Here is a 20,513-nt window from a genome sequence, read left to right as displayed (position 1 = left end):
CAAGGGCCGACACGTTTGGCGCGGATTGTGTTCCGCCGTGGAGAACAGCTGGGATGGTTGAATGGTCGACATGGCTGACAATAGCGTCCCGGCGTCGGATCACACTCGCGACATCATCTCCTTTGTGGAGGCGTCCCCCACCTCGTACCACGCTGCCGCAGAGTTGGCGCAGCGGCTCGAGCGGACTGGTTTCCACCGTCTTGACGAGACAGAGGCGTGGTCGTCAGTTGAAGGACGCCACTACGTGGTGCGGGACGGAGCTGTCATCGCCTGGATCACTCCGGCAAAAGTAACCCCGCGACTAGGGGTGAGGATTGTCGGTTCCCATACCGACTCGCCGTCGTTCAAGCTCAAGCCGAACGCCACCGTCACCAATCAGGGCTGGCAGCAGGTCGGCATGGAAGTCTATGGCGGTGGCCTACTGAACTCCTGGCTCGACCGTGATCTCGGGCTGTCAGGGCGCCTCGTCACCCGCGACGGCCAGGCCCACTTGGTGCGGACCGGGCCGATTTTGCGCATTAGTCAGCTTGCGCCGCATCTGGATCGCACCGTCAATGACGATCTCAAGCTGGATCGCCAGCGTCACCTCATGCCGATCCTTTCAGTCGGGCGACCCGACCTTGACGTCGAGGACTTGCTGTGCGAGGCTGCGGAGATCAAGCGTGAAGAATTAGCTTTCCACGACGTTTTCGCCTACCTGACTCAGTCCCCGGCCATCATTGGCCCCTACGGCGAATTCTTGGCCAGTCAGCGTATGGACAATCTGTCGTCGGTGCATTCCTCAGTCGCGGCATTTGTCGATGTCAAGCCAACCGAGGATATAGCGGTGATGGCCTGTTTCGACCATGAGGAGGTCGGCTCGGCGACAAGGTCGGGTGCCTGCGGACCGTTCCTCGAAGACATCCTGGTGCGCATTGCTGAGGGAATGGGAATAACGGGCGCGTCCTACCGGGCCATGATTGCCAGGTCTTCATGTGTGTCGTCAGATGCCGGGCATGGTGTGCATCCCAATTATGTTGAAAAGTTTGATCCGGCGAATCACCCGTTGCTGAACGAGGGGTCGCTGCTCAAGATCAACGCTAACCAGCGTTATGCCACTGATGGCGTGGGTGGGGTCCTATGGCAACGGGCGTGTACCGCTGCCGGAGTGCCGACCCAGGACTTCGTGTCGAATAACTCGGTGCCGTGCGGCTCGACGATCGGGCCGCTGACGGCGACGAGACTTGGCATGCTGACGGTTGACGTCGGTGTGCCGCTGATGTCGATGCATTCCACTCGTGAACTTGCCGGTACTGCAGACCTTGCGTATTTGTCCAAGGCTCTGGGGGCTTATTGGGCGGGGGCTTGAGCCGATTACTTCAAAGTGACTGGACTTTCGACACGCGGTCGCATTGACCCTTCGGCTCGGCGAATCCGCGGTGCCAGAGTCCCCCTATGCGCTGCCGCACCGTGATCTCTCCGCCTGTTTCCGCTCTTATTCATCATCAGGGTGGTGCCGTGACACGCTCCCAACTGGAGTCCATGGGGTTGACACGCCATGGTGTCGCGAGCCTTGTTGCGTCGGGACAACTTGTGTCAATCCATGCTGGCGTATATTGCGCGGGTCATCCCACATGGTTGGAGCATGCTTGGGCCGGAGTTGTTATCGCTGGCCCAGGAGCGTGTGTGGGCGGGATGGCCGCTGCCCATCTATACGGGATGACGAATGAGTCAGAGCGCATTGGCGTGTGGTGCCCTCGACATCGGCCTCGTGTGAGTAGTCCCTCGTGGCGGTTCCGACAGGGATTCCGAGTGGGCGTTGGTGAGCCCCGCCGGACCAGGATCGAGGACACCCTCATCGACCTATGCGCTGGACAAGACGCTGGCACCATGAGTTCGTGGCTGGGGAAAGCGCTCGCCGAACGCCTCACGACACCTCAACGTATTGAACGTGCCTTGGGTGATGCACCGACGATGGCGGGGCGCAGGTTGTTCCGTGAACTGTTGGGGCAGCAGCGGGAGGTTCCCATAGTGCGCTTGAGTCGAGGTACTTGTGCGATGTCGAGCGCGTCCACGGTCTGCCCAAAGGCATACGTCAGAAATCGCTGCGAAGAGGGTCTCGTAGTGACATCGTTTATGAGGGATACGGGGTCATTGTCGAGCTGGATGGACAACGCGGGCACGTGGGGATGGGACAACGCAATGATGGCTGGCGTGATGCGCGCAATCTAATTGCAGGCTGGGTGACCTTGCGGTTTACGTGGGCTGACGTCGTCCAGCACTCGTGTGATGTGGCGGCCACCGTGGCTCAGTTGCTTGCGGCACGAGGTTGGCAGGGATCGCCTCACAGGTGCGCGGTATGTTCTCAAGCCCAGTCAATTTGACCGTGAGTACTCGGCCAAATTAACTGGACTTCACGCGTGTGGACGTCCCAACCCTTCCGTCCGGGCTGTCGGCGAGAGGGCGACCAGTGGGTTGAGCGCAGGCTGAACGGTAGAGTGGCTGAACGTGGCACTTACGATTGGAATTGTCGGTCTTCCCAACGCCGGCAAGTCGACTCTGTTCAACGCGCTGACCAAGAATGACGTCTTGGCGGCAAATTATCCCTTCGCGACCATTGAGCCGAATGTCGGCGTGGTTGGGGTACCGGACAAGCGTCTGGACGTGCTGACAGAGATATTCCACTCCGCCAAAACCATCCCAGCGACGGTGTCCTTCGTTGATATCGCCGGAATCGTCAAGGGTGCCAGCAAGGGCGAGGGGATGGGTAACGAGTTCCTCTCTAACATTCGTGAGGCCGACGCCATCTGCCAGGTGACAAGGTGTTTCGCCGACGACGACGTCACTCATGTCAACGGTCACGTCGACCCGTCTGACGACATCGAAACCATCACCACGGAGCTGGTGTTGGCTGATCTGCAGACGATGGAGAAACAGCTGCCCAAACTGCAAAAGGAAGCCGCGATTAAGAAGGAGTCACGCCCCAAAGCCGAGGCTTGGGAGCAAGCTAAGACGGTGCTCGAGGAGGGCAGAACGATCTTCTCAGCCGGTCTCGATCCCGAGCCGCTGCATGATCTATTCCTGCTGACGACAAAGCCCTTCATCTACGTCTTCAATTGTGACCAGGATCAGCTCGCTGACGCCGATTTCCAGGCCAAGATGGAGGAGTTGGTGGCTCCTGCCGAGGCGATCTTCTTGGATGCTGAGTTTGAGGCTGAACTGGCCGAGATGGAGCCCGAGGACGCTGCTGAGTTCCTCGCCGACGCGGGTATCGAAGAGCCCGGTCTGGATAAACTGGCTCGTGTTGGCTTTGACACCCTGGGTCTACAGACCTTCCTGACCGCGGGGGAGAAGGAATCTCGCGCCTGGACTATTCACAAGGGAGACACCGCTCCCGAGGCGGCTGGTGTCATTCACACCGACTTCCAGAAGGGGTTCATCAAGGCCCAGGTGGTGTCCTTCGATGATCTTGTTGAATTTGGTGGTGAGAAGGAGGCCCAGGCCGCCGGGAAGCTGCGGCTTGAGGGCAAAGAGTACGTCATGCAGGATGGCGATGTGGTGGAATTTCGATTCAATGTATGAGTCTGTGTGACTCTGGGTTAATTAACCTGGACGCATTTCACCGTCTCGCTCGTTCGAGCTGATCGAAATTTCGAGCGGTCTACGGTCTAGCCTGACAAGGTGAAGTAATCGAAACGAGTAATTGTACCAGGGTCGCGTTTCGTTTCTTTGACCCTGTGTGTCGGGTCCCTGAGTGCAGGAGTCAATACGAGTACGCCCTTGATGACGAAGTAGCTACCGTGGATGGTGTGGGCGGATTTTGAGCGCTGTCAGGTGAATTAGAACGACGACAGCTCGTCGGGGTGGTCCATGCCGTCACAAGGCTCGTACTGCCTGCTTTCCGGTTTTGTCCACCGTCCACAACACGTTGATGGCCAGGACCGACGCGTAGAAGGCATGCAGAGCGCATCCGCGAGCGGTGGGACGAGTGGACCTGAGCCGCGGGTGGGGAGGGTCCGTCCTAGCCGCACGCAACTGCCGACAAGTCCTATCAGTGGGTCTTCGCTATGTCTGCCCCTGACGATGAGGCACTGCGCGCGATGTTAGCGACCGGGAGCGTCATAGCTGCGGCCCAGGAGTGTTTCGAGTTCATATATTTCGCCCATTATGACGATAAACTGGTAGTGAAATCCATGGATTTGCACTGTGATTAGGAATATTTGGCCTATCGAGTAGGTTCCTGCAGGTAAGCAACCAAATGGCGTGAACGACACGGTAGTTGTTTGTCAGAATGAAATCCATTACGGAATTCGGTTAGTGGGCTAGTAAGGGAACGGACGAATCCTGGGGCGATGCGTCGTGGTGGTGGCCAACTGCATTGCACCTGTGTGAATCCGAGCTGGTAAAGTTCATCCCAGCTCAGGCATAACGCTCTGCGATTGACGTGGAGCGTCATGGACTGCAAATTTGATGTGTGATGAGATCGTTTGGCGACCGTGACGCGGAGCTTGCTTGGTTGCGTGTACTGACCCCAAGGCCGATTCACGTATCCACAAGGTGGCAAACCGCAAGTCGCGCCAGCTTCACTCCGTGGTCTCCCTCATTTCGCTTCGCGCCCCACCGGGCAACCATCTTGAAGTGTTGAAGGGTGATAGTGGGGCAGCACAGCATTTAGATCAACGATCTGTTTTGTGTGGGCGGATGCTGGTTCGTAGAGCTATCACTGAGGTGAGACATGACTGACAGATTTTACCCGCCGGTCCATCCCGGCGAGACCTTAATGCAGGACTTCATCGAGGCATTTGGCATCACGCAGCACAAGCTCGCTGTTGCCAACGGGGTGTCCCCTCGTCGGTTCAACGAGATCGTCCACGGATAGCGCGGCATCACTGCGGATACTGCGTTACGGCTTTGGGATTGAGTCACAGTTCTAGCTCAATCTACAAAGCTACTACGAACTTGAGCTTGCGCAATTGCACGGCGGATAAGCTCGACGCCATCACTCCACTGCGCGCTGCGTGATCGATTCCACCGGATGGGTTAACGACGTCGCAGCGTCCTTACACTCAAATCTCACAGTGGTCGCGGGAGCGGTCCGTTCGATGATCCCGACATAGCTCTCGCACTATTCCAGTGGTGTCGTAGCGTCATCGGTTCTTCACAGTCCAGCAACTCCGCCGGTTCTAGGACGGTGTCGGTGCCCGGATATTGCTCCCGTGATAGCAGGATTCCTTCAATCCCGGCTGCGTGTGCGGCCTTGACGTCGATGGTTCGGTCGCCTATGGCGATGACGTTGGTGGGGTCGAGTTCGTGGCGCTTTATGAGTATCTGATTCATTTGGGGATTGGGTTTGCGGGCGAGACCGTCTGGTGCACACACTAGATCGTCGGTCTGTACTGCGAGGGCGTGCAAGAGGTTTTCTGCGCTGGTGCGATCACGATGGGTCGCGACGAGGGTGCCGCAGCTTGAGGATCGCCTGGTGACCGTACTGTCATCTAGGACTAGTTAGCTTGGTCACATCACCACGGGAAACTTAGTCTTGCTTTGGCTTATTCCAAATGAATATTTATCGAAAGCCAGATGAGGATATTCATAATTCTTGCGAGTGGGGTTGATGATGTGGTTCCAGCATCGGCGAGGACGAGTAAATGTAGTTTTCTGTGATGTAATAGTCATGAAATTCGGATTGAAGGTTATGGCAGAAGTTCGGTTTTCTGATGGTTGACGCTTTCGTGGGTTTCTTTTAGTCTTCACACATGGCCAGGCGATTCGCCCGCTGGCTGTCGCAACAATGGTGTGTGGCGAAGGATGAGAGGTGAATGTGGCTGCGCAGACGGTGGAAGGAATAACAGTCGAAGGAAGCGGCGATGTCGGAAAGTTATCGTTTCCGGCCATGCTGGCCCTTGTCGTGGGCTCCATGATTGGTGGAGGAATTTTTTCTCTTCCTCAGAACATAGCGGCAGCTGCGAGCCCGGGGCCGATGATCATTGGCTGGGTTATCACTGGAATTGGGATGATCTGTTTGGCGATGGTCTATCAGAAACTGGCCGTACGTTGCCCCGATCTGGACAACGGAATTTACGCCTATGCCAAAGAGGGATTCGGTGACTTTGTTGGTTTTAACTCTGCGTGGGGTTATTGGTTGTCCGCCCTCATTGGTAATGTCGGCTACCTAGTTCTACTCTTCTCGACTATTGGTAAATTTGTACCGGCGTTCGCAGGTGGAAACACCGTATGGGCAGTGCTGGGGGCGTCGATCCTCCTGTGGTTGACCCATGCTCTCGTTATGGCCGGTATCCGAACGGCTGCCTTTGTCAACACGATCACTACGATCGCTAAGATCGTTCCACTGGTGACCTTCATCGTGATCTGTGCGATCGCCTTTGATGTCGGTGTGTTCAGCGAAGATTTCTGGGGAGCCAACGCAGGACTGGGAGGTGTTCTTGCCCAGACCAAGAGCATGATGCTCGTCACGGTATGGGTGTTTATCGGTATCGAAGGCGCCACGATTTACTCGAAGCGCGCCCGCAAACGTTCCGATGTGGGCAAGGCGACCATTACCGGTTTTCTTACCGTGCTGGTTCTTCTAATTGGCGTCAATTTGCTGAGTATGGGAATCATGCGCCGGGCTAAACTAGCCGGTCTTCCCGACGCCTCCATGGGAGATGTCCTGTCGTCAGTTGTCGGGCCGTGGGGTTCAGTCTTTGTGAGTGCGGGCGTCATTATCTCGCTTCTTGGGGCTCTGCTGGCCTGGATACTGCTGTGCGGTGAGACTATGCAGGTGCCAGGCGAGGATGGAACTATGCCGAAGTTGTTTGGACGGATCAACAGGCACGAAGCTCCTGCACCCGCCTTGTGGGTAACCAATGTCATTTCTCAGATTTGTCTGCTGCTGACGGTCCTGTGGGAAGGGGCCTACCTCGCTATGGCGACTCTAGCTGCCGCTCTCATTTTAGTGCCTTACCTCTTATCTGCGGCATTCGCTCTCAAACTTGTGATCACGGGTGTGACGTACAAAAATGGTCCCAGATCACGTCGAAGTTGTGACGCCGTGGTGGCCGGCGTAGCGACGTTGTATGGCATCTGGCTCGTTGTAGCTGCTGGAGCCGATGCCCTTATGCTTGCTGCCTTGCTCTATCTGCCTGGTGCTTTGGTGTTTATCTGGGCCAAGAAGGAGCAGAAGGCGAAGCTTATTTTCAAGCCTTATGAGATAGCTATTCTTGTAATGCTAGTTGCTGTATCAGTAACAGCAATTATCTTTATAGCTACGGGGCGATTGTCTTTGGGATAGTTGTTGTAGCCTGTCTTGGGCTGGTTTATGCTGCTAGTCTGTGATATTGAACTGTTCGAGGTGAAAACAAGGATGGGGCAATTTTGCGATGCTGCTTTGGTTGCTCCAGGGGAATTGGTCTCCATTATGAAAGGTTAAAGATGACGACTTTAATTGGCGCATGGTCAGAAGTTGGCAAGCTGCGTGAGGTGATGGTATGTGAGCCGCGCCTAGCACATCGTCGACTCACTCCGGGTAACTGTAAAGAGTTGCTCTTTGATGACGTCCTATGGGTTGATAAGGCCCAGGAGGATCATCGAAGCTTCGTAGCCAAGATGCGAGAGCGCGGCATTGTTGTTCACGAAATGCATACTTTGTTGTCAGAGGTGCTCGACATTCCCGAGGGACGTGCCTGGGTGCTCGATCACAAATTGTCTCCCAATGCCGTAGGTTTGGGTGTTGACAAGGATGTGCGTGACTGGCTCGATGATATGCCCTCGGATGCTCTTGCCGAACGCCTCATCGGTGGAGTGGCGTACGGAGAGGTTCCCGCCGAAAGGCGTCAGCACGTTCTTGGGGCTCTCATCAAGGCCCATGATGAGAATCAGTTTCTTATACCGCCGCTGCCTAATACCCAGTTTACCCGTGATACGACAGCATGGATCTTTGGCGGGGTCACCCTCAACCCTATGCGCTGGCCGGCACGCCAGCACGAGACGGTCCTGGCCAGCGCCATCTACAGCCATCATACCGCCTTCACTGGGCGCGATTTCCAGTTCTGGTACGGTCGCGCCGAGGGCGATCATGGGATGTCCACCCTCGAGGGTGGCGACATCATGCCGATTGGCAATGGCACAGTGCTCATAGGAATGGGGGAGCGATCCTCGTGGCAGGCGATTACCCAGGTGGCACGTTCCCTGTTCACCCACCATGCCGCGCGCAGGATCGTCGTTGCGGCCATGGCCCCGGATCGCGCTTCTATGCATCTCGACACGGTGTTCAGTTTCTGTGACGCTGATCTGGTGACGCTGTACAAGCCGGTAGTCGACACCATCACCTCCCTGGTGCTGGAGCCGAGTAGTCAGGAAGCGGGCTTCTCGGTTCGCGTTGACGATCGTCACTTCACTACTGTTGTCGCCGACTGTTTAGGGTTGGATGGTTTGCGTACCGTGGAGACCGGTGGTGATCGCTGGGAGGCTCAACGTGAACAGTGGGATGACGGCAACAATGTGGTGGCCCTTGAGCCTGGTGTCGTTGTTGGATATGACCGCAATACCGAAACCAACGCTCTGCTTGCCAAGGCCGGTGTAGAGGTCATCGAGATCCACGCTGCCGAGTTGGGGCGTGGACGCGGCGGCGGTCATTGCATGACCTGCCCAATCACTCGTGATCCAGTGGATTACTGAACCGTCTCGGGCTGAAAACGGAAAACGTGTGTCCTAAATGCGGACACAACATGAAAGGGAACATTGAATCATGGCTTTCAATTTGAAGAATCGTCACCTGTTGTCGTTGGCTAACCACACTACCGAGGAAATCAAGTTCTTGGTTCGTCTGGCAGCGCAGCTCAAGGAGGCAAAGTATTGCGGGACGGAGCAGCCTCGGCTCTCGGGTAAAAACATCGCCCTGATCTTCGAGAAGGCGTCAACCCGAACTCGTTGCGCCTTCGAGGTAGCCGCTCACGATCAGGGGGCTCATGTCACCTATCTGGGGCCGAGTGGTTCCCACATCGGGCACAAGGAGTCCATGAAAGACACCGCTCGTGTGCTGGGCCGCATGTATGACGGCATCGAGTACCGCGGTTTTCACCAGACGACGGTGGAGGAGTTGGCCCAGTATTCCGGGGTTCCGGTCTTCAATGGCCTGACCGATGAGTTCCATCCGACCCAGATGCTCGCAGACGCGTTGACGATGCGTGAGCACGCCGAGAAACCTTTCCACGAGATCAAGTTCGCCTATCTCGGTGATGGTCGCAACAACATGGGGCGCTCTCTGCTCCTACTGGGTGCCAAACTCGGTATGGACGTGCGAATCGGCGCCCCAAAGGGATTACAGCCCGACGCGGAGTTAGTGGAGCGTTGTCGTCAGTGGGCTGCCGAAGCAGGTGGCAAAGTAACGGTGACCGATTTAGCCGAAGAAGCGGTCCTAGGGGTGGACTTTATTCACACTGACGTGTGGGTCTCGATGGGTGAACCGGTAGAGAGCTGGGGTGAGCGCATCGACACTCTGATGCCATTCCAGATCAATGACGAAATCGTCGCGGCTGCCCAGAATCCACGCGTCAAGGTCATGCATTGCTTGCCAGCCTTCCATAACAGTGAGACGACGGTTGGCGCCCAGATCGCCGAGGCCTACCCGCAGCTAGCTCATGGCATCGAGGTGACCGACTCGGTGTTCGAATCGCCCGCTTGTATCGCCTTCGACCAGGCCGAGAACCGGATGCACACCATCAAGGCCGTCTTGGTGTCTTCGCTGGCCTGACGATTGAGGTAGGGAGAACCATGAGAATTCTGATAGCACTGGGCGGAAACGCGCTGCTGCGTCGTGGGGAAACCATGACAGCCGAGAACCAGCGTGCCAACGTGCGTGTCGCCGCGGGTCATATCAAGGAAGTCGCCGTCGACCACGAGGTCGTGGTGGCCCACGGCAACGGCCCCCAGGTGGGACTGTTAGCGCTGCAGTCGACAGCCTATGAAGAAGTCGGGATCTACCCCCTCGACGTTCTGGGCGCCGAGTCCCAGGCCATGATCGGCTACATGATTGAACAGGAACTCGGCAACGTAATGCCTAAGGATCAGCAGATCGTCACTGTTTTGACCATGACAGTCGTCGACGCCAATGACCCCGCCTTCAAGCATCCTTCCAAGCCAATTGGCCCCGTCTACGACAAAGAAACCGCCGAGCGATTAGCAGCCGAAAAGGGATGGACCGTGGCACCGGACGGAAAATACTACCGCCGGGTAGTGGCCTCACCACAGCCCAGGAACATCATTGAACAAAAAGCAATCCGCCAGCTAGTCGATTCCGGTGTAATGGTGGTGTGCGCCGGTGGAGGCGGCATCCCTTGCGTCTATGACGACGATGGTATCCTCCACGGCACCGAGGCAGTCATCGACAAGGACCTTGCCTCCGCCGAACTCGCCGTGCGAGTGGGAGCCGATCTACTAGTCATCGCCACAGACGTGGAAGGCGTGTTCTGTAACTGGGGCAAACCCAACCAGGAACGCATCGAGCAGATGCATGCAAAAGATGCCCTCAACACACAATTCGCCGCCGGGTCAATGGGCCCCAAAGTCAAAGCCGCCTGCAACTTTGCCCTCGCCACCGGCAAACGAGCCGTCATTGGATCCCTCGAAGACATTTGCGGACTAGTCAATGGCACCCACGGCACAACAATCACCCCCTGAGTTCTCCGTCGTGAGCCCCGCTGGGACAGTGGCATACTGTGGGCGAAGCCCGCGGTGGCATCACCGCATTCCGGCGGGGTCGACGTGGATCGAGACGATCATTGTGTCGGCGATGTGTGTAAGGAGGCCATACCGTTGACCAGCGGTGGCAACAAAGCGGTTCTCACGTCCAGGGCGGCACGATTGTCTCGTATTAGTGCCTTGATCCGTGCTGAGCATATCTCGTCCCAAGCCGAGTTGGCGCGCAGGCTGGCAGACGAAGGAATTGTCGTCAGCCAAGGAACGTTGTCCCGCGATCTGAAGGATGCGGGAGCAGTACGTGGTAGGGATCATTTGGGGAACTTCCAATACAGCATTCCCGAAGGTGAGCATCCCTCTGATGTGACGACGGGCTTGCCGGCGTGGAATCACCTAGCTCGGATGTGTCATTCGTTGTGTACTGAGGTGAACTGCAACGACAGTGCGGTGGTTATCAAAACTCCGCCCGGAGCGGCCCAGTACTTGGGCTCCGCGATCGACACCTCGGGTATCGACGCAATCATTGGCACTATTGCGGGCGATGACACGGTCCTCATCATATGTAGACCCAGTGTTGGAGGCGATGACCTTGCCAAGTCGTTCCGTCTAATGGCCGAGACAGGAATTCCTGCCGAGGGTCTGGCCTCTGCGAACCAAGTGGTTTCAACCATTGAGTCCAGTTTCTGCGGCCACGGCTCGGAGGGGCGTGAAACCGATGTGGCGGCTCCGTTCCCAAACCTGCCTGATAGAGGGAGCTCCTGGGGTTGAATTGTGGATTACAAGTATGCTTGTAGCTCCCTGAGGGCCTTGATTGTGTGCATCTCCGGATATTGCTCCCGTGATAGCAGGATTCCTTCAATCCCGGCTGCGTGTGCGGCCTTGACGTCGATGGTTCGGTCGCCTATGGCGATGACGTTGGTGGGGTCGAGTTCGTGGCGCTTTATGAGTATCTGATTCATTTGGGGATTGGGTTTGCGGGCGAGACCGTCTGGTGCACACACTAGATCGTCGGTCTGTACTGCGAGGGCGTGCAAGAGGTTTTCTGCGCTGGTGCGATCACGATGGGTCGCGACGAGGTTGAGCCCGCCGCCTCGACGCACCGCCGCCATGACCTCAGCCGCTCCCGCCATGAGCGGTGCTGGGTCATGTATCCATTTCCTTTTAAGGGCGGAGTATGCGTCGTTAAGTCTGTCCGGCGAGACGTGATGACGGGCGGCTAACACGTCAATGGCATGGGCTATCGACTCCGATCTCAGTTGTGCCACTTCGGCCAGCTGCTCCCTAGTCGGTGTGGCCCAGACGGCCTTCGCGAGGGTCTGATCGACCTCCGGATAAGTGTCGATCAGCGTTCCTCCCATGTCCCAGATGATGCTTCGCACGTCTTCGAGTCTTGCAGATGTGCGGCTTCGACGGCGACCACCCTCGCGTGTCGTCGGGCCCGGCGGGTAGCCTGCCACGAGTGACCACGCCTGACCACGAACCCGATCCCTGGGCGATGCAACTGGTACTGCTTCGTGATAAACGTCACCCGGCACGCCAGGTGGATGTTTGCGAAGCGGCAGCGCGAGCCGTCGTCTTCCTCCTCGACGACCCTCGTGCCCAACCCGGTGGACCATGGCATGACGCCGTGTGGCAGTGGTCTGACAAGCGCATCCGCAAGATCGTTCGCCGGGCCTCCGGCAAGAGGTGGGACGACGTCCAGGCCCTCGACGGCGTCACCGTCAGCCAAGACCCACCCCCTGATGCTGCCCCCGAGACTGGTCCAGCTAGGGTGCGGGCCTTCGTTCCGGCTCCGGTGCGCCCCCAGCCCAAACAGATCGACAAGCTCCAGGTTGCCGGCACCAATCTGCCTGCCGACGGCGACTCCGCGACAACTGAAGTCGTTGTCATGATAGAAATCAACCCTCGTATCGAGATGACCACCGGTAAGGCCTGCGCTCAGTGCGGTCATGCCGCCCAGCTCGCCCACGAGGCCATGAGTTCCGGAAACGACGATGACCGGCATGCCCTGGAAAGTTGGCGCCGCGACGGGTTTCGAGTTCGCGTCGTCACGCCGACGGTTGAGCATTGGGACGCCGGTGCTGCCCGCGTCAGGGTTGTTGACGCCGGTTTCACTGAGTTCGATGGCCCCACCGCGACCACCAGGGCCTGGTGGTGACCGGGGTCACGTAGACTCGAGCCATGACTCAGCTCCTTCTCACCGCGGTCGGCGCGGACCGTGCCGGGCTTGTCTCTGACTTGTCTGAAATTGTTGTCAACTATGACGGTAACTGGCTTGATAGCCGTATGGCACGGCTCGCTGGTGCCTTCGCCGGGATTGTTTTGATCGACATCGAGAGTTCCGAGGTCGAGACCCTTAAAGTCGATCTAGGTGGTCTTGAAGCCAAGGGCCTGCGGGTCACTGTCACCGATACCACGCCGCAACAGGATGAGGGCCAGGCTGTTCTGGTGGTTCACCTCATCGGCTACGACCACCCGGGCATCATTCATAAAGTGACGGCCACCATGGCTCGCCTCGGGGTCACTGTTGATGACCTGTCCACTAGTTTGCGTGAGGCTCCGATGGGGGACGGCATTCTCTTCGAGGCGCAGGTGCAGTGTCGGATTACGAACGCAACGACCCTTGACGATCTACGCTCGGAACTGGAATCCATTGCCACCGAGATTATGGTCGACATTGATCTGGTCGACCGCTCTTGATCCCGGACATCGTCTAGAGGAGGTCTTATGACTCGTATCCCTGGCACAGGTCTGGACATCAGGCCGTTGGTTTTGGGGACCAACACCTTTGGCTGGACGGCTGACGAGCATGACTCCCATGCTATCCTCGACGCTTTCCTCGGTGCAGGGGGATCGCTGGTCGACTCCGCTGACGGTTATTCCCATTGGGTTGACGGCAATAACGGGGGCGAGTCTGAGCGGATCATTGGTTCTTGGCTGGAGAAGGGCGGTCGACGTGAGGACATCGTCATCGCCACCAAGGTCGCTACCCATCCTGAGTTTAAGGGCCTGGCACCTGAGAACATCTCGGCCGCTGTTGACGCATCCCTGGCCCGGCTCCATACCGACCACATTGACCTCTACTATGCCCACTTCGACGATGACTCCCAGCAGATCGAGGACATGGCAGCGGCCTTCGACAAGCTCGTCAAGGCTGGCAAAGTACGCTGGGTCGGCCTGTCGAATTTCTCAGTGGTTCGTGAGCAAAAGTGGCTCGAGGTGGCCGAGCATGAAGGGCTGGCCAGCCCGGTGGCGTTGCAACCCCAGTACAACCTGTTGCATCGCGCAGACGTCGAGGATCCGCAGGGTTACGGTCAGCTCGCTAGCGAGTACGGCCTGGCTCTCTTCCCGTATTTTTCGCTGGCATCGGGGTTCCTCACAGGCAAGTACGCCATGCGGGACGACCTGCACGGTGTCGCTCGAGAATCCATGATGACGGCGTACCTGCCTGATGCCGAGCACGAGAAGGCGGCTTTTGCTGTCCTCGATCAATTGCGTCAGATTGCCGGGGACCACGGCGTCGAGGTGTCCTCGGTCTCGCTGGCGTGGCTGTTGGCTAAGGGGGTCACCGCACCCATCGCCTCGGCGCGCACTGTTGACCAGCTTGACCCGCTGCTGGTGGCAACCGATCTCACCTTGACCCATGACGAAGTGAGTGCGCTTGACGCAGCGTCTGACCTGTTCACTTGGGACTGAATGATCTCCGGGAGCCTCGTGATCAGCGCCCGTAACCGCATAGAGTGTGACCATGGCCACTACTGCTTTTAAGGGACAAACCGTCAACACTGTCGCTGATCTTCCTCAAGTTGGGTCTGAACTGCCGTCGTTCACCCTTGTCAAGGCCGATCTGTCGGAGTTGACGAGCGACGAGCTCAAGGGCAAGAAGCTCGTTCTCAACATCTTCCCGAGCATCGATACCGGTGTCTGTGCTAAAAGTGTTCGTACCTTTAACGAGAAGGCTGCCGGACTCGACGACACCACCGTTGTGTGTGTTTCTCGTGACCTTCCGTTCGCCCAGGCTCGCTTCTGCGGTGCAGAGGGTATCGAGAACGTCGTCGTCGCCTCGGCCTTCCGCTCCGATTTCGGGAAGGACCTCGGCGTCGCCCTCGCCGAAGGCCCGATGCAGTGTCTACTGGCTCGCGCCGTCATCGTCGTGGACGCTGAGGGCAAAGTGACCTATACCCAGCTCGTTGATGAGATTACGGCCGAGCCGAATTACGCCGCTGCGCTCGAGGCTGCGTTCAAGGCTTGATTTGTGGCGATCGACAGGGGCGTTTCGGTGTAATACTGGGGCGCCCTTGTTTTGCGCTACGTATCAGTATACGGAGTATTGAATTACGGGGCGCCTGAGAGCGGTACAGTGGCCGACGCTTCGTTCAGCAGGACGGGGCGCTCCTATCTGAGGACCACCATGGACGGCGAATTGAAGCGCGGGCTCTCCACGCGGCATATGAACATGATCGCAATCGGCGGGGCCATCGGAACAGGCTTGTTCGTTGCATCTGGTGCCACGATCTCCCAGGCCGGACCAGGCGGAGCCCTGATCGCCTACCTCGCCATGGGTCTCATGGTCTTCCTGCTTATGCAATCTCTCGGCGAGATGAGCTCCTATCTCCCGGTGCCAGGTGCATTCGAAACCTACGCCACTAGGTTTGTCTCACCGTCCTTTGGCTTCGCATTGGGGTGGAATTACTGGTTCAACTGGGCCATCACAGTCGCCGCAGAATTAGCCGCCGCATCCATCGTTATGGCTTACTGGTGGCCCGGAGTGCCGGCATGGATATGGTCGGTCGGATTCCTGGCCTTGCTCTTCCTCTTGAACGTCATATCGACTCGTGCGTATGGCGAAGGTGAGTTCTGGTTTGCCATCATCAAGGTGACGGCAGTCATCGTCTTCCTCGTGCTTGGCGTTCTCATGATCGCCGGGCTTATTGGGACATCCCCCGGGCTTTCTTATTGGCATCGTGGTGACGCGCCCTTCGTCCACGGGTTCGGTGGCATCATGACCGTCTTCCTCATTGCTGGATTCTCCTTCCAGGGCACCGAGCTCATCGGAATTGCTGCAGGAGAATCGAAGGATCCCGGAATAGCGGTTCCTAAGGCCACTCGTCAGATCTTTTGGCGGATCATGATTTTCTACATCGGTGCCATAGCCGTCATTGGTGTGTTGCTGCCGTATACCGACCCGCACCTGCTTGCGGGCGAGGTCACTGACGTTGCCGTCAGCCCGTTCACGCTGGTTTTGAAGCGGGCCGGTGTTGCTGCTGCGGCGGCTGTCATGAACGCGGTTATCCTCACCTCGGTGCTGTCGGCTGGTAACTCTGGGCTTTATGCGTCTACCCGGATGCTTTACGCCCTAGCGCGAGAGGGTAAGGCTCCCCGCATCCTTGGTCGCACTAATCGACGAGGTGTTCCGGTGCCGGCTCTCGTCGTCACCACCCTTGTCGGCGCCGCCTGTTTTGCTACGTCCTTGGTGGGGTCAGGCCAGGCGTATACCTGGCTGGTCAATATATCCGGCTTGTGTGGATTCATCGCATGGATTGGTATCGCGATATGCCATATCCAGTTCCGACGCGCCTTTCTGACTCAGGGGCACGACCTATCCGAGTTGTCGTACCGAGCGCGGTGGTATCCCGCTGGGCCGATCGTCGCGGGGGCACTGTGTGTCATCGTCACCCTGGGACAGGGACGAGACGCAGTTATCAGCGGAGATATCACCGGCATGATCGTCGCCTACATCACCATTCCGGTATTCCTGGTGTTATGGATCGGTCACAAGCTCGTCACGAAGGCGCCTCATGCCGACCTTTCGACGGCCGATCTCCGTCACGACTGACATGATGAAGGGTGATAGTCGGTCGACTGCGACAGCGGGGAGGCATCATGACTCAGCGGCCCGGATGGGTTGATCACTTCATTGGGTGGCATGTCTATCCGCTGGGATTCGTCGGGGCTCCGATGCGATTGGAGTCTCATGAGGTGAGTCATCGTCTCGGTCATCTGGAGGCCTGGCTCGACCATGCCCTGGCACTGGGTTGCTCCGGTCTAGCCTTGGGGCCGGTTTTCTCTTCTGCTAGCCACGGTTACGACACCTTGGACTACTTCACCATCGACCCTCGGCTCGGCGACGACACTGACTTCGATCGCCTGATTGAGGCAGCCCACGATCGGGGCTTATCAGTGCTACTCGATGGGGTGTTTAACCACCTCTCGATTCGGAACCACATCGTGCAGGATGCGTGGAGTGCTGGGCCGAATTCAGATGTCGGCCGCATGGTTCGCTGGCGCGACGGGCAGCTCGACGTCTTCGAGGGTCATGGCGACCTAGTTGCCTTCAACCACGATGACCCCGCAGTGCGGGAACTCGTCACCCGGGTTATGAACTATTGGTGTGATCGCGGTGTTGACGGCTGGCGACTGGACGCCGCCTACTCTGTCAACCCTGAATTTTGGGCTACTGTGCTGCCCTCGGTGCGCGAGACGCACCCGGATGTGTGGATTTTTGGCGAGGTCATTCACGGCGATTACGCGGGTATCGTTCGGGCCTCGGGAATGGATTCGGTGACCCAGTACGAACTATGGAAGGCGATGTGGTCCTCCATCGAATCTCATAACTTCTTCGAGCTTGACTACGCTCTAGGCCGTCATAACGAGTTCAGTGACGCCTTCACCCCAATGATTTTCGTCGGCAACCACGATGTCACCCGCATCGCCTCGAAGGTGGGGCAGGACGGCGCCGCCCTCGCCACCGCGATACTCGCCACTATCGGCGGTATCCCGCTCATCTACTACGGGGACGAACTGTCTTATCGCGGAATCAAGGAGGAGAGGTTCGGAGGCGACGACGACATTCGCCCGGTTTTCCCGGCCAGCCCGGCGGATCTATCTGACCTTGGCGCAGATGCCCTGCGCGCTCATCAAGACCTTCTCGGTCTGCGGCGCCGTCACCCGTGGCTGGTCGATGCTCGCACCGAGTCGCTCGACCTCACGAATGAACGCTACGTCTACCGCAGCGGTGTGCCGGGGGTAGAACCTCTCATCGTCGAACTCGATGTGCGTGACGGTTGTTCGGCCCTCATCCGTGAGGCCGGTCAGATCATCTGGTCTAGCCGAGCCTGACCGGCGAGTCAGTCCTCGCCGAAGAGATCCCGGGTGTAGACCTTGTCCGCAACGTCGGCTAAGTCCGGTGACATCCGGTTAGCGATGATGACGTCGCAGTCAGCTTTGAAGGAGTCAAGATCCCTCGTAACAGTCGAATGGAAGAACTCGTCCCCCTCAAAGGTTGGCTCGTAGACGACCACCTCAATACCCTTGGCCTTGATGCGCTTCATGACGCCCTGGATTGAGGAGGAACGGTAGTTGTCCGATCCTGCCTTCATGACGAGACGAAAGATCCCCACTCGTTTCGGGTCCCTGGCGATGATGTCAGAGGCGATGAAGTCCTTACGCACTGTGTTTGAATCGACAATGGCCTGGATGAGGGTCTGAGGCACATCCTGGTAATTGGCGAGCAGCTGACGGGTGTCCTTAGGCAGGCAGTAACCGCCGTATCCGAAGGACGGATTGTTGTAATGGTTGCTGATGCGAGGATCGAGGCAGACCCCGTCAATGACCTGGCGGGTCGACAACTCGCGCTGGGAGGCGTAGGTATCGAGTTCATTGAAGAAGGACACCCGCATTGCCAGGTAGGTGTTGGCAAACAGTTTGATGGCCTCTGCCTCGGTGGCTCCGACGAAGAGCACCGGGATGTCGGTGTCTGCGGCCCCGGCGGCCATGAGGTCGGCGAAGAGGTGAGCTTTGGGAGAGTCTGCCCCGACGACGATCCGCGAGGGGTGAAGGTTGTCGAATAGAGCCTTACCCTCTCGCAGGAACTCGGGGGAGAACATGACGTCAATCCCGGGGCGCTCCGTGCGGATACCCTCAACGAAACCCACCGGAATTGTCGATTTGATGACGATTGTTGCTTCGGGAGCCAGCTCTTGAACGAGGTCAAGAACCCCGTCGACACTTGAGGTGTCGAAGTAATTCTGGTCAGGGTCGTAATTAGTGGGGGTAGCGACGACAACAAAGTCCGCTCCGCGGTACGCCTCCTGCGGATCAGTCGTGGCACGCAGATCCAGGTCGTGATGGGCTAAGTACTCTGCGATAAGGGGGTCGACGATCGTCGTATGTCCGGTATTGACCGTCGCGACGCGTTCGGCGTCGATATCAATAGCGACGACACTGTTGTGCTGAGCGAGTAACACGGCATTGGCCATGCCGACATAGCCCAGTCCTGCAACGGCGATCTTCACGATGGGTCCTTTCAGCGGGTCTCTACGAGTGTAGGGCGAAGACCTTACGAGACGGTGACGAGTGGTTGCGACGCGCGCTTAGTGAGGGTCAGTGTTCCGGCGAGTTGGTGGTGTCTCTGTACCCGCGGGGGAACTTAGCGGTGAGACCTCAATATGCTGGAGGGTCGCAACGTGGGGAGGAATTATGGACACCATCACCATCACCGCTGACGACGGAGCCGACATTGACGTCCTTGTGTGGCGTCCCCAAGGAGGTGGGGTGCGACCTATCAAGGGGTTAGTGCAGCTGTGTCACGGTATGGCCGAGTACGCCGCGAGGTATGACGAGGTCGCTCGCTTCCTGGCAGATGACGGATGGCTCGTGGTGGCCAACGATCACCGCGGTCATGGTCCTCGTGCCGCTGCCATGAGGGAGCTCGGTACGACCCCCGATCGCGGCTATCACCAGTTACTTGACGATCTCTCTGCGGTTGCTGACCATTTCTTGGCTGAGGTTGAAGGGAAACCATGGTTTCTCGTTGGCCACTCGATGGGATCATTCCTGGCTCGTGTCTTAGCAGCTCGTCGGGGGCGAGAGATGGCCGGGTTGGTCGCCATTGGTACGGGTTCATCGCTTGGCCCGTTAAGCACCGTCGCCACGGGACTGGCTCAGACTCAGGTTTTGATGCTGGGCGAGGATTCTCGCAGCCCACTCCTTGACACGTTATCTTTTGGTTCCTTCAACCGGGCTTTCTACCCGGCTCGCACAGACTATGACTGGCTGTCGCGAGATGTTCACGTCGTCGACGCCTATGTGGACGATCCGTTGTGCGGTTTTGTGTGCACGGCAGCGTTTTACCGCGAGTTGGTTCGGCTCATCCAGCTGGCCAACTCCACCGAGGTGTTCCGTGCCACCCCGCCGGCCTTGCCTGTCTTACTGATGTCTGGTGCCAAGGACCCGGTAGGCGATTCTGGCAGGGGAGTGCGTCGAGTAGCTCACCAGCTGCGGGATTCTGGGTCCCGCGAGGTGGACGTCATCCTCTACCCGGGTGGGCGCCACGAGGTCCTCAATGAGGTCAATCGGCGGCACGTTCATGCCCACCTGTGGGAGTGGATTAACACCGTCGCGATCCGACCCCGAACCCCACAGGCCCGGAAAGCGCGGTGAGAGGTCGTTCACGCCGTCTACGCACAATCGTGCATATGCACCCCCGCTGTGTGAAGCCGATTGTGCGCGGCCTAATATCGTAGGTGCTGGTGCCGAGGAATCCGTCTTGGGATTTTGAGGCGGCAAGAGGGAATCCGGTGAGACTCCGGAACTGCCCCGCAGCGGTGAGTGGGAACGACATCACCATCGTCGTTCACCTGATTCTCGGATTGGGTGGGTGTCGATCAAGCACTGGGTTTTGGCCTGGGAAGCGGTGACGTAGGACTCGTCGGCAGACGAGGTGCCCATGAGTCCGAATACCTGCCAGAGCGTGTGGTGCATCGCGCGTGTGCCATAACGTCCGAGGTCTCGAGGGCCGACCGAGGTCGTCCAACCATCCACAGCGGAGCAGGAGTCTG

Annotated in this window: 16 protein-coding genes, 3 pseudogenes and 1 riboswitch; of the genes and pseudogenes, 15 read left to right on the top strand and 4 right to left on the bottom strand. The window is 58.1% G+C overall.

The genetic code is table 11. The features are described 5' to 3' along the window. Window positions 1-61: 61 nt before the first annotated feature. Together F1563_RS04425 and ychF are read left to right on the top strand one after the other, a co-directional pair. The gene (locus tag F1563_RS04425) at window positions 62-1,348 is read left to right on the top strand and encodes a M18 family aminopeptidase (RefSeq protein ID WP_149302557.1); all 1,287 of its coding nucleotides are present in this window, start codon (window positions 62-64) and stop codon (window positions 1,346-1,348) included. Window positions 1,349-2,487: 1,139 nt separating this feature from the next. Further along, entirely contained in the window at window positions 2,488-3,561 is a 1,074-nt protein-coding gene (gene ychF, locus F1563_RS04415; RefSeq protein WP_002527848.1) for a redox-regulated ATPase YchF, read from the top strand. A gap of 251 nt (window positions 3,562-3,812) precedes the next feature. On the opposite strand, the pseudogene F1563_RS14065 reads toward ychF, so the two are convergent. Beyond that, window positions 3,813-3,942: pseudogene (locus F1563_RS14065) on the bottom strand (DUF8821 family protein); the annotation flags it as partial. Between the two features lie 772 nt (window positions 3,943-4,714). On the opposite strand from F1563_RS14065, the gene F1563_RS04410 reads away from it, so the two are divergent. Continuing rightward, window positions 4,715-4,858: a helix-turn-helix transcriptional regulator gene (locus tag F1563_RS04410; protein ID WP_002527844.1), complete on the top strand. Its 144-nt coding sequence runs from the start codon at window positions 4,715-4,717 to the stop codon at window positions 4,856-4,858. A gap of 194 nt (window positions 4,859-5,052) precedes the next feature. Here F1563_RS04410 and F1563_RS04405 read toward each other — a convergent pair. After that, window positions 5,053-5,430: pseudogene (locus F1563_RS04405) on the bottom strand (HAD-IA family hydrolase); the annotation flags it as partial. Window positions 5,431-5,794: 364 nt separating this feature from the next. On the opposite strand from F1563_RS04405, the gene F1563_RS04400 reads away from it, so the two are divergent. The 5 genes and pseudogenes from F1563_RS04400 to F1563_RS04380 form a co-directional block, all read left to right on the top strand. Then, complete coding sequence (locus F1563_RS04400; RefSeq protein ID WP_036973923.1) at window positions 5,795-7,270, top strand: basic amino acid/polyamine antiporter; 1,476 nt, start codon at window positions 5,795-5,797, stop codon at window positions 7,268-7,270. 140 nt (window positions 7,271-7,410) lie between these two features. Next, complete coding sequence (locus F1563_RS04395; protein ID WP_002527841.1) at window positions 7,411-8,655, top strand: arginine deiminase; 1,245 nt, start codon at window positions 7,411-7,413, stop codon at window positions 8,653-8,655. 70 nt (window positions 8,656-8,725) lie between these two features. Further along, on the top strand, window positions 8,726-9,730 hold the full coding sequence (locus F1563_RS04390) for an ornithine carbamoyltransferase (protein ID WP_002527840.1): 1,005 nt from the start codon (window positions 8,726-8,728) through the stop codon (window positions 9,728-9,730). 20 nt (window positions 9,731-9,750) lie between these two features. Continuing rightward, window positions 9,751-10,656: a carbamate kinase gene (gene arcC / locus F1563_RS04385; RefSeq protein ID WP_002527839.1), complete on the top strand. Its 906-nt coding sequence runs from the start codon at window positions 9,751-9,753 to the stop codon at window positions 10,654-10,656. Between the two features lie 129 nt (window positions 10,657-10,785). Then, window positions 10,786-11,328: pseudogene (locus tag F1563_RS04380) on the top strand (arginine repressor); the annotation flags it as partial. Between the two features lie 122 nt (window positions 11,329-11,450). On the opposite strand, the gene F1563_RS04375 reads toward F1563_RS04380, so the two are convergent. Continuing rightward, on the bottom strand, window positions 11,451-12,053 hold the full coding sequence (locus tag F1563_RS04375; protein ID WP_107528662.1) for an HAD-IA family hydrolase: 603 nt from the start codon (window positions 12,051-12,053) through the stop codon (window positions 11,451-11,453). A 116-nt stretch (window positions 12,054-12,169) separates the two neighbouring features. Between F1563_RS04375 and F1563_RS04370 the strand changes: the two genes are divergently transcribed. The 6 genes from F1563_RS04370 to F1563_RS04345 all read left to right on the top strand — a co-directional run bounded on the left by F1563_RS04370 (window position 12,170) and on the right by F1563_RS04345 (window position 17,793). Continuing rightward, window positions 12,170-12,832 carry a peptidyl-tRNA hydrolase gene (locus F1563_RS04370; protein WP_002527835.1) on the top strand — a complete coding sequence of 221 codons (663 nt, stop codon included), beginning with the start codon at window positions 12,170-12,172 and terminating at the stop codon, window positions 12,830-12,832. Window positions 12,833-12,855: 23 nt separating this feature from the next. Beyond that, the gene (locus F1563_RS04365; RefSeq protein ID WP_002546499.1) at window positions 12,856-13,374 is read left to right on the top strand and encodes a glycine cleavage system transcriptional repressor; all 519 of its coding nucleotides are present in this window, start codon (window positions 12,856-12,858) and stop codon (window positions 13,372-13,374) included. A gap of 27 nt (window positions 13,375-13,401) precedes the next feature. Then, window positions 13,402-14,370, top strand: coding sequence for an aldo/keto reductase (locus tag F1563_RS04360; protein WP_002527833.1), 969 nt, complete (start codon window positions 13,402-13,404; stop codon window positions 14,368-14,370). A gap of 52 nt (window positions 14,371-14,422) precedes the next feature. Next, window positions 14,423-14,926: a thiol peroxidase gene (gene tpx / locus F1563_RS04355; RefSeq protein WP_002546500.1), complete on the top strand. Its 504-nt coding sequence runs from the start codon at window positions 14,423-14,425 to the stop codon at window positions 14,924-14,926. Between the two features lie 159 nt (window positions 14,927-15,085). Continuing rightward, on the top strand, window positions 15,086-16,510 hold the full coding sequence (locus tag F1563_RS04350) for an amino acid permease (protein WP_002527831.1): 1,425 nt from the start codon (window positions 15,086-15,088) through the stop codon (window positions 16,508-16,510). A 47-nt stretch (window positions 16,511-16,557) separates the two neighbouring features. After that, window positions 16,558-17,793 (top strand): alpha-amylase family protein, encoded by a 1,236-nt coding sequence (locus tag F1563_RS04345; protein WP_002527830.1) that lies wholly within the window; start codon window positions 16,558-16,560, stop codon window positions 17,791-17,793. An 8-nt stretch (window positions 17,794-17,801) separates the two neighbouring features. Here the strand turns inward: F1563_RS04345 and F1563_RS04340 are convergent, their stop codons facing one another. Then, window positions 17,802-18,968 carry a nucleotide sugar dehydrogenase gene (locus tag F1563_RS04340; protein ID WP_002546501.1) on the bottom strand — a complete coding sequence of 389 codons (1,167 nt, stop codon included), beginning with the start codon at window positions 18,966-18,968 and terminating at the stop codon, window positions 17,802-17,804. Between the two features lie 184 nt (window positions 18,969-19,152). Between F1563_RS04340 and F1563_RS04335 the strand changes: the two genes are divergently transcribed. After that, a complete protein-coding gene (locus F1563_RS04335) occupies window positions 19,153-20,115 on the top strand; it encodes an alpha/beta fold hydrolase (RefSeq protein WP_002527828.1) in 963 nt (320 codons plus the stop codon). A gap of 70 nt (window positions 20,116-20,185) precedes the next feature. Beyond that, a riboswitch (cobalamin riboswitch) is annotated at window positions 20,186-20,437 on the top strand. Window positions 20,438-20,513 lie beyond the last annotated feature (76 nt).

This window comes from Cutibacterium modestum (assembly GCF_008326345.1).
Classification (GTDB): domain Bacteria; phylum Actinomycetota; class Actinomycetes; order Propionibacteriales; family Propionibacteriaceae; genus Cutibacterium; species Cutibacterium modestum.
Note: the sequence above shows the minus strand (reverse complement) of the source record. Positions and strands in the feature narration are given on the sequence as shown.

Excerpts from the sequence above, each read along its gene's own strand:
- F1563_RS04395 (WP_002527841.1), top strand. The coding sequence starts at position 7,411 with ATGACGACTTTAATTGGCGCATGGTCAGAAGTTGGCAAGCTGCGTGAG.
- F1563_RS04360 (WP_002527833.1), top strand. The coding sequence starts at position 13,402 with ATGACTCGTATCCCTGGCACAGGTCTGGACATCAGGCCGTTGGTTTTG.
- F1563_RS04410 (WP_002527844.1), top strand. The coding sequence starts at position 4,715 with ATGACTGACAGATTTTACCCGCCGGTCCATCCCGGCGAGACCTTAATG.
- F1563_RS04350 (WP_002527831.1), top strand. The coding sequence starts at position 15,086 with ATGGACGGCGAATTGAAGCGCGGGCTCTCCACGCGGCATATGAACATG.
- tpx (WP_002546500.1), top strand. The coding sequence starts at position 14,423 with ATGGCCACTACTGCTTTTAAGGGACAAACCGTCAACACTGTCGCTGAT.
- arcC (WP_002527839.1), top strand. The coding sequence starts at position 9,751 with ATGAGAATTCTGATAGCACTGGGCGGAAACGCGCTGCTGCGTCGTGGG.
- F1563_RS04335 (WP_002527828.1), top strand. The coding sequence starts at position 19,153 with ATGGACACCATCACCATCACCGCTGACGACGGAGCCGACATTGACGTC.
- F1563_RS04365 (WP_002546499.1), top strand. The coding sequence starts at position 12,856 with ATGACTCAGCTCCTTCTCACCGCGGTCGGCGCGGACCGTGCCGGGCTT.
- F1563_RS04425 (WP_149302557.1), top strand. The coding sequence starts at position 62 with ATGGTCGACATGGCTGACAATAGCGTCCCGGCGTCGGATCACACTCGC.
- F1563_RS04390 (WP_002527840.1), top strand. The coding sequence starts at position 8,726 with ATGGCTTTCAATTTGAAGAATCGTCACCTGTTGTCGTTGGCTAACCAC.
- F1563_RS04370 (WP_002527835.1), top strand. The coding sequence starts at position 12,170 with ATGCAACTGGTACTGCTTCGTGATAAACGTCACCCGGCACGCCAGGTG.
- F1563_RS04345 (WP_002527830.1), top strand. The coding sequence starts at position 16,558 with ATGACTCAGCGGCCCGGATGGGTTGATCACTTCATTGGGTGGCATGTC.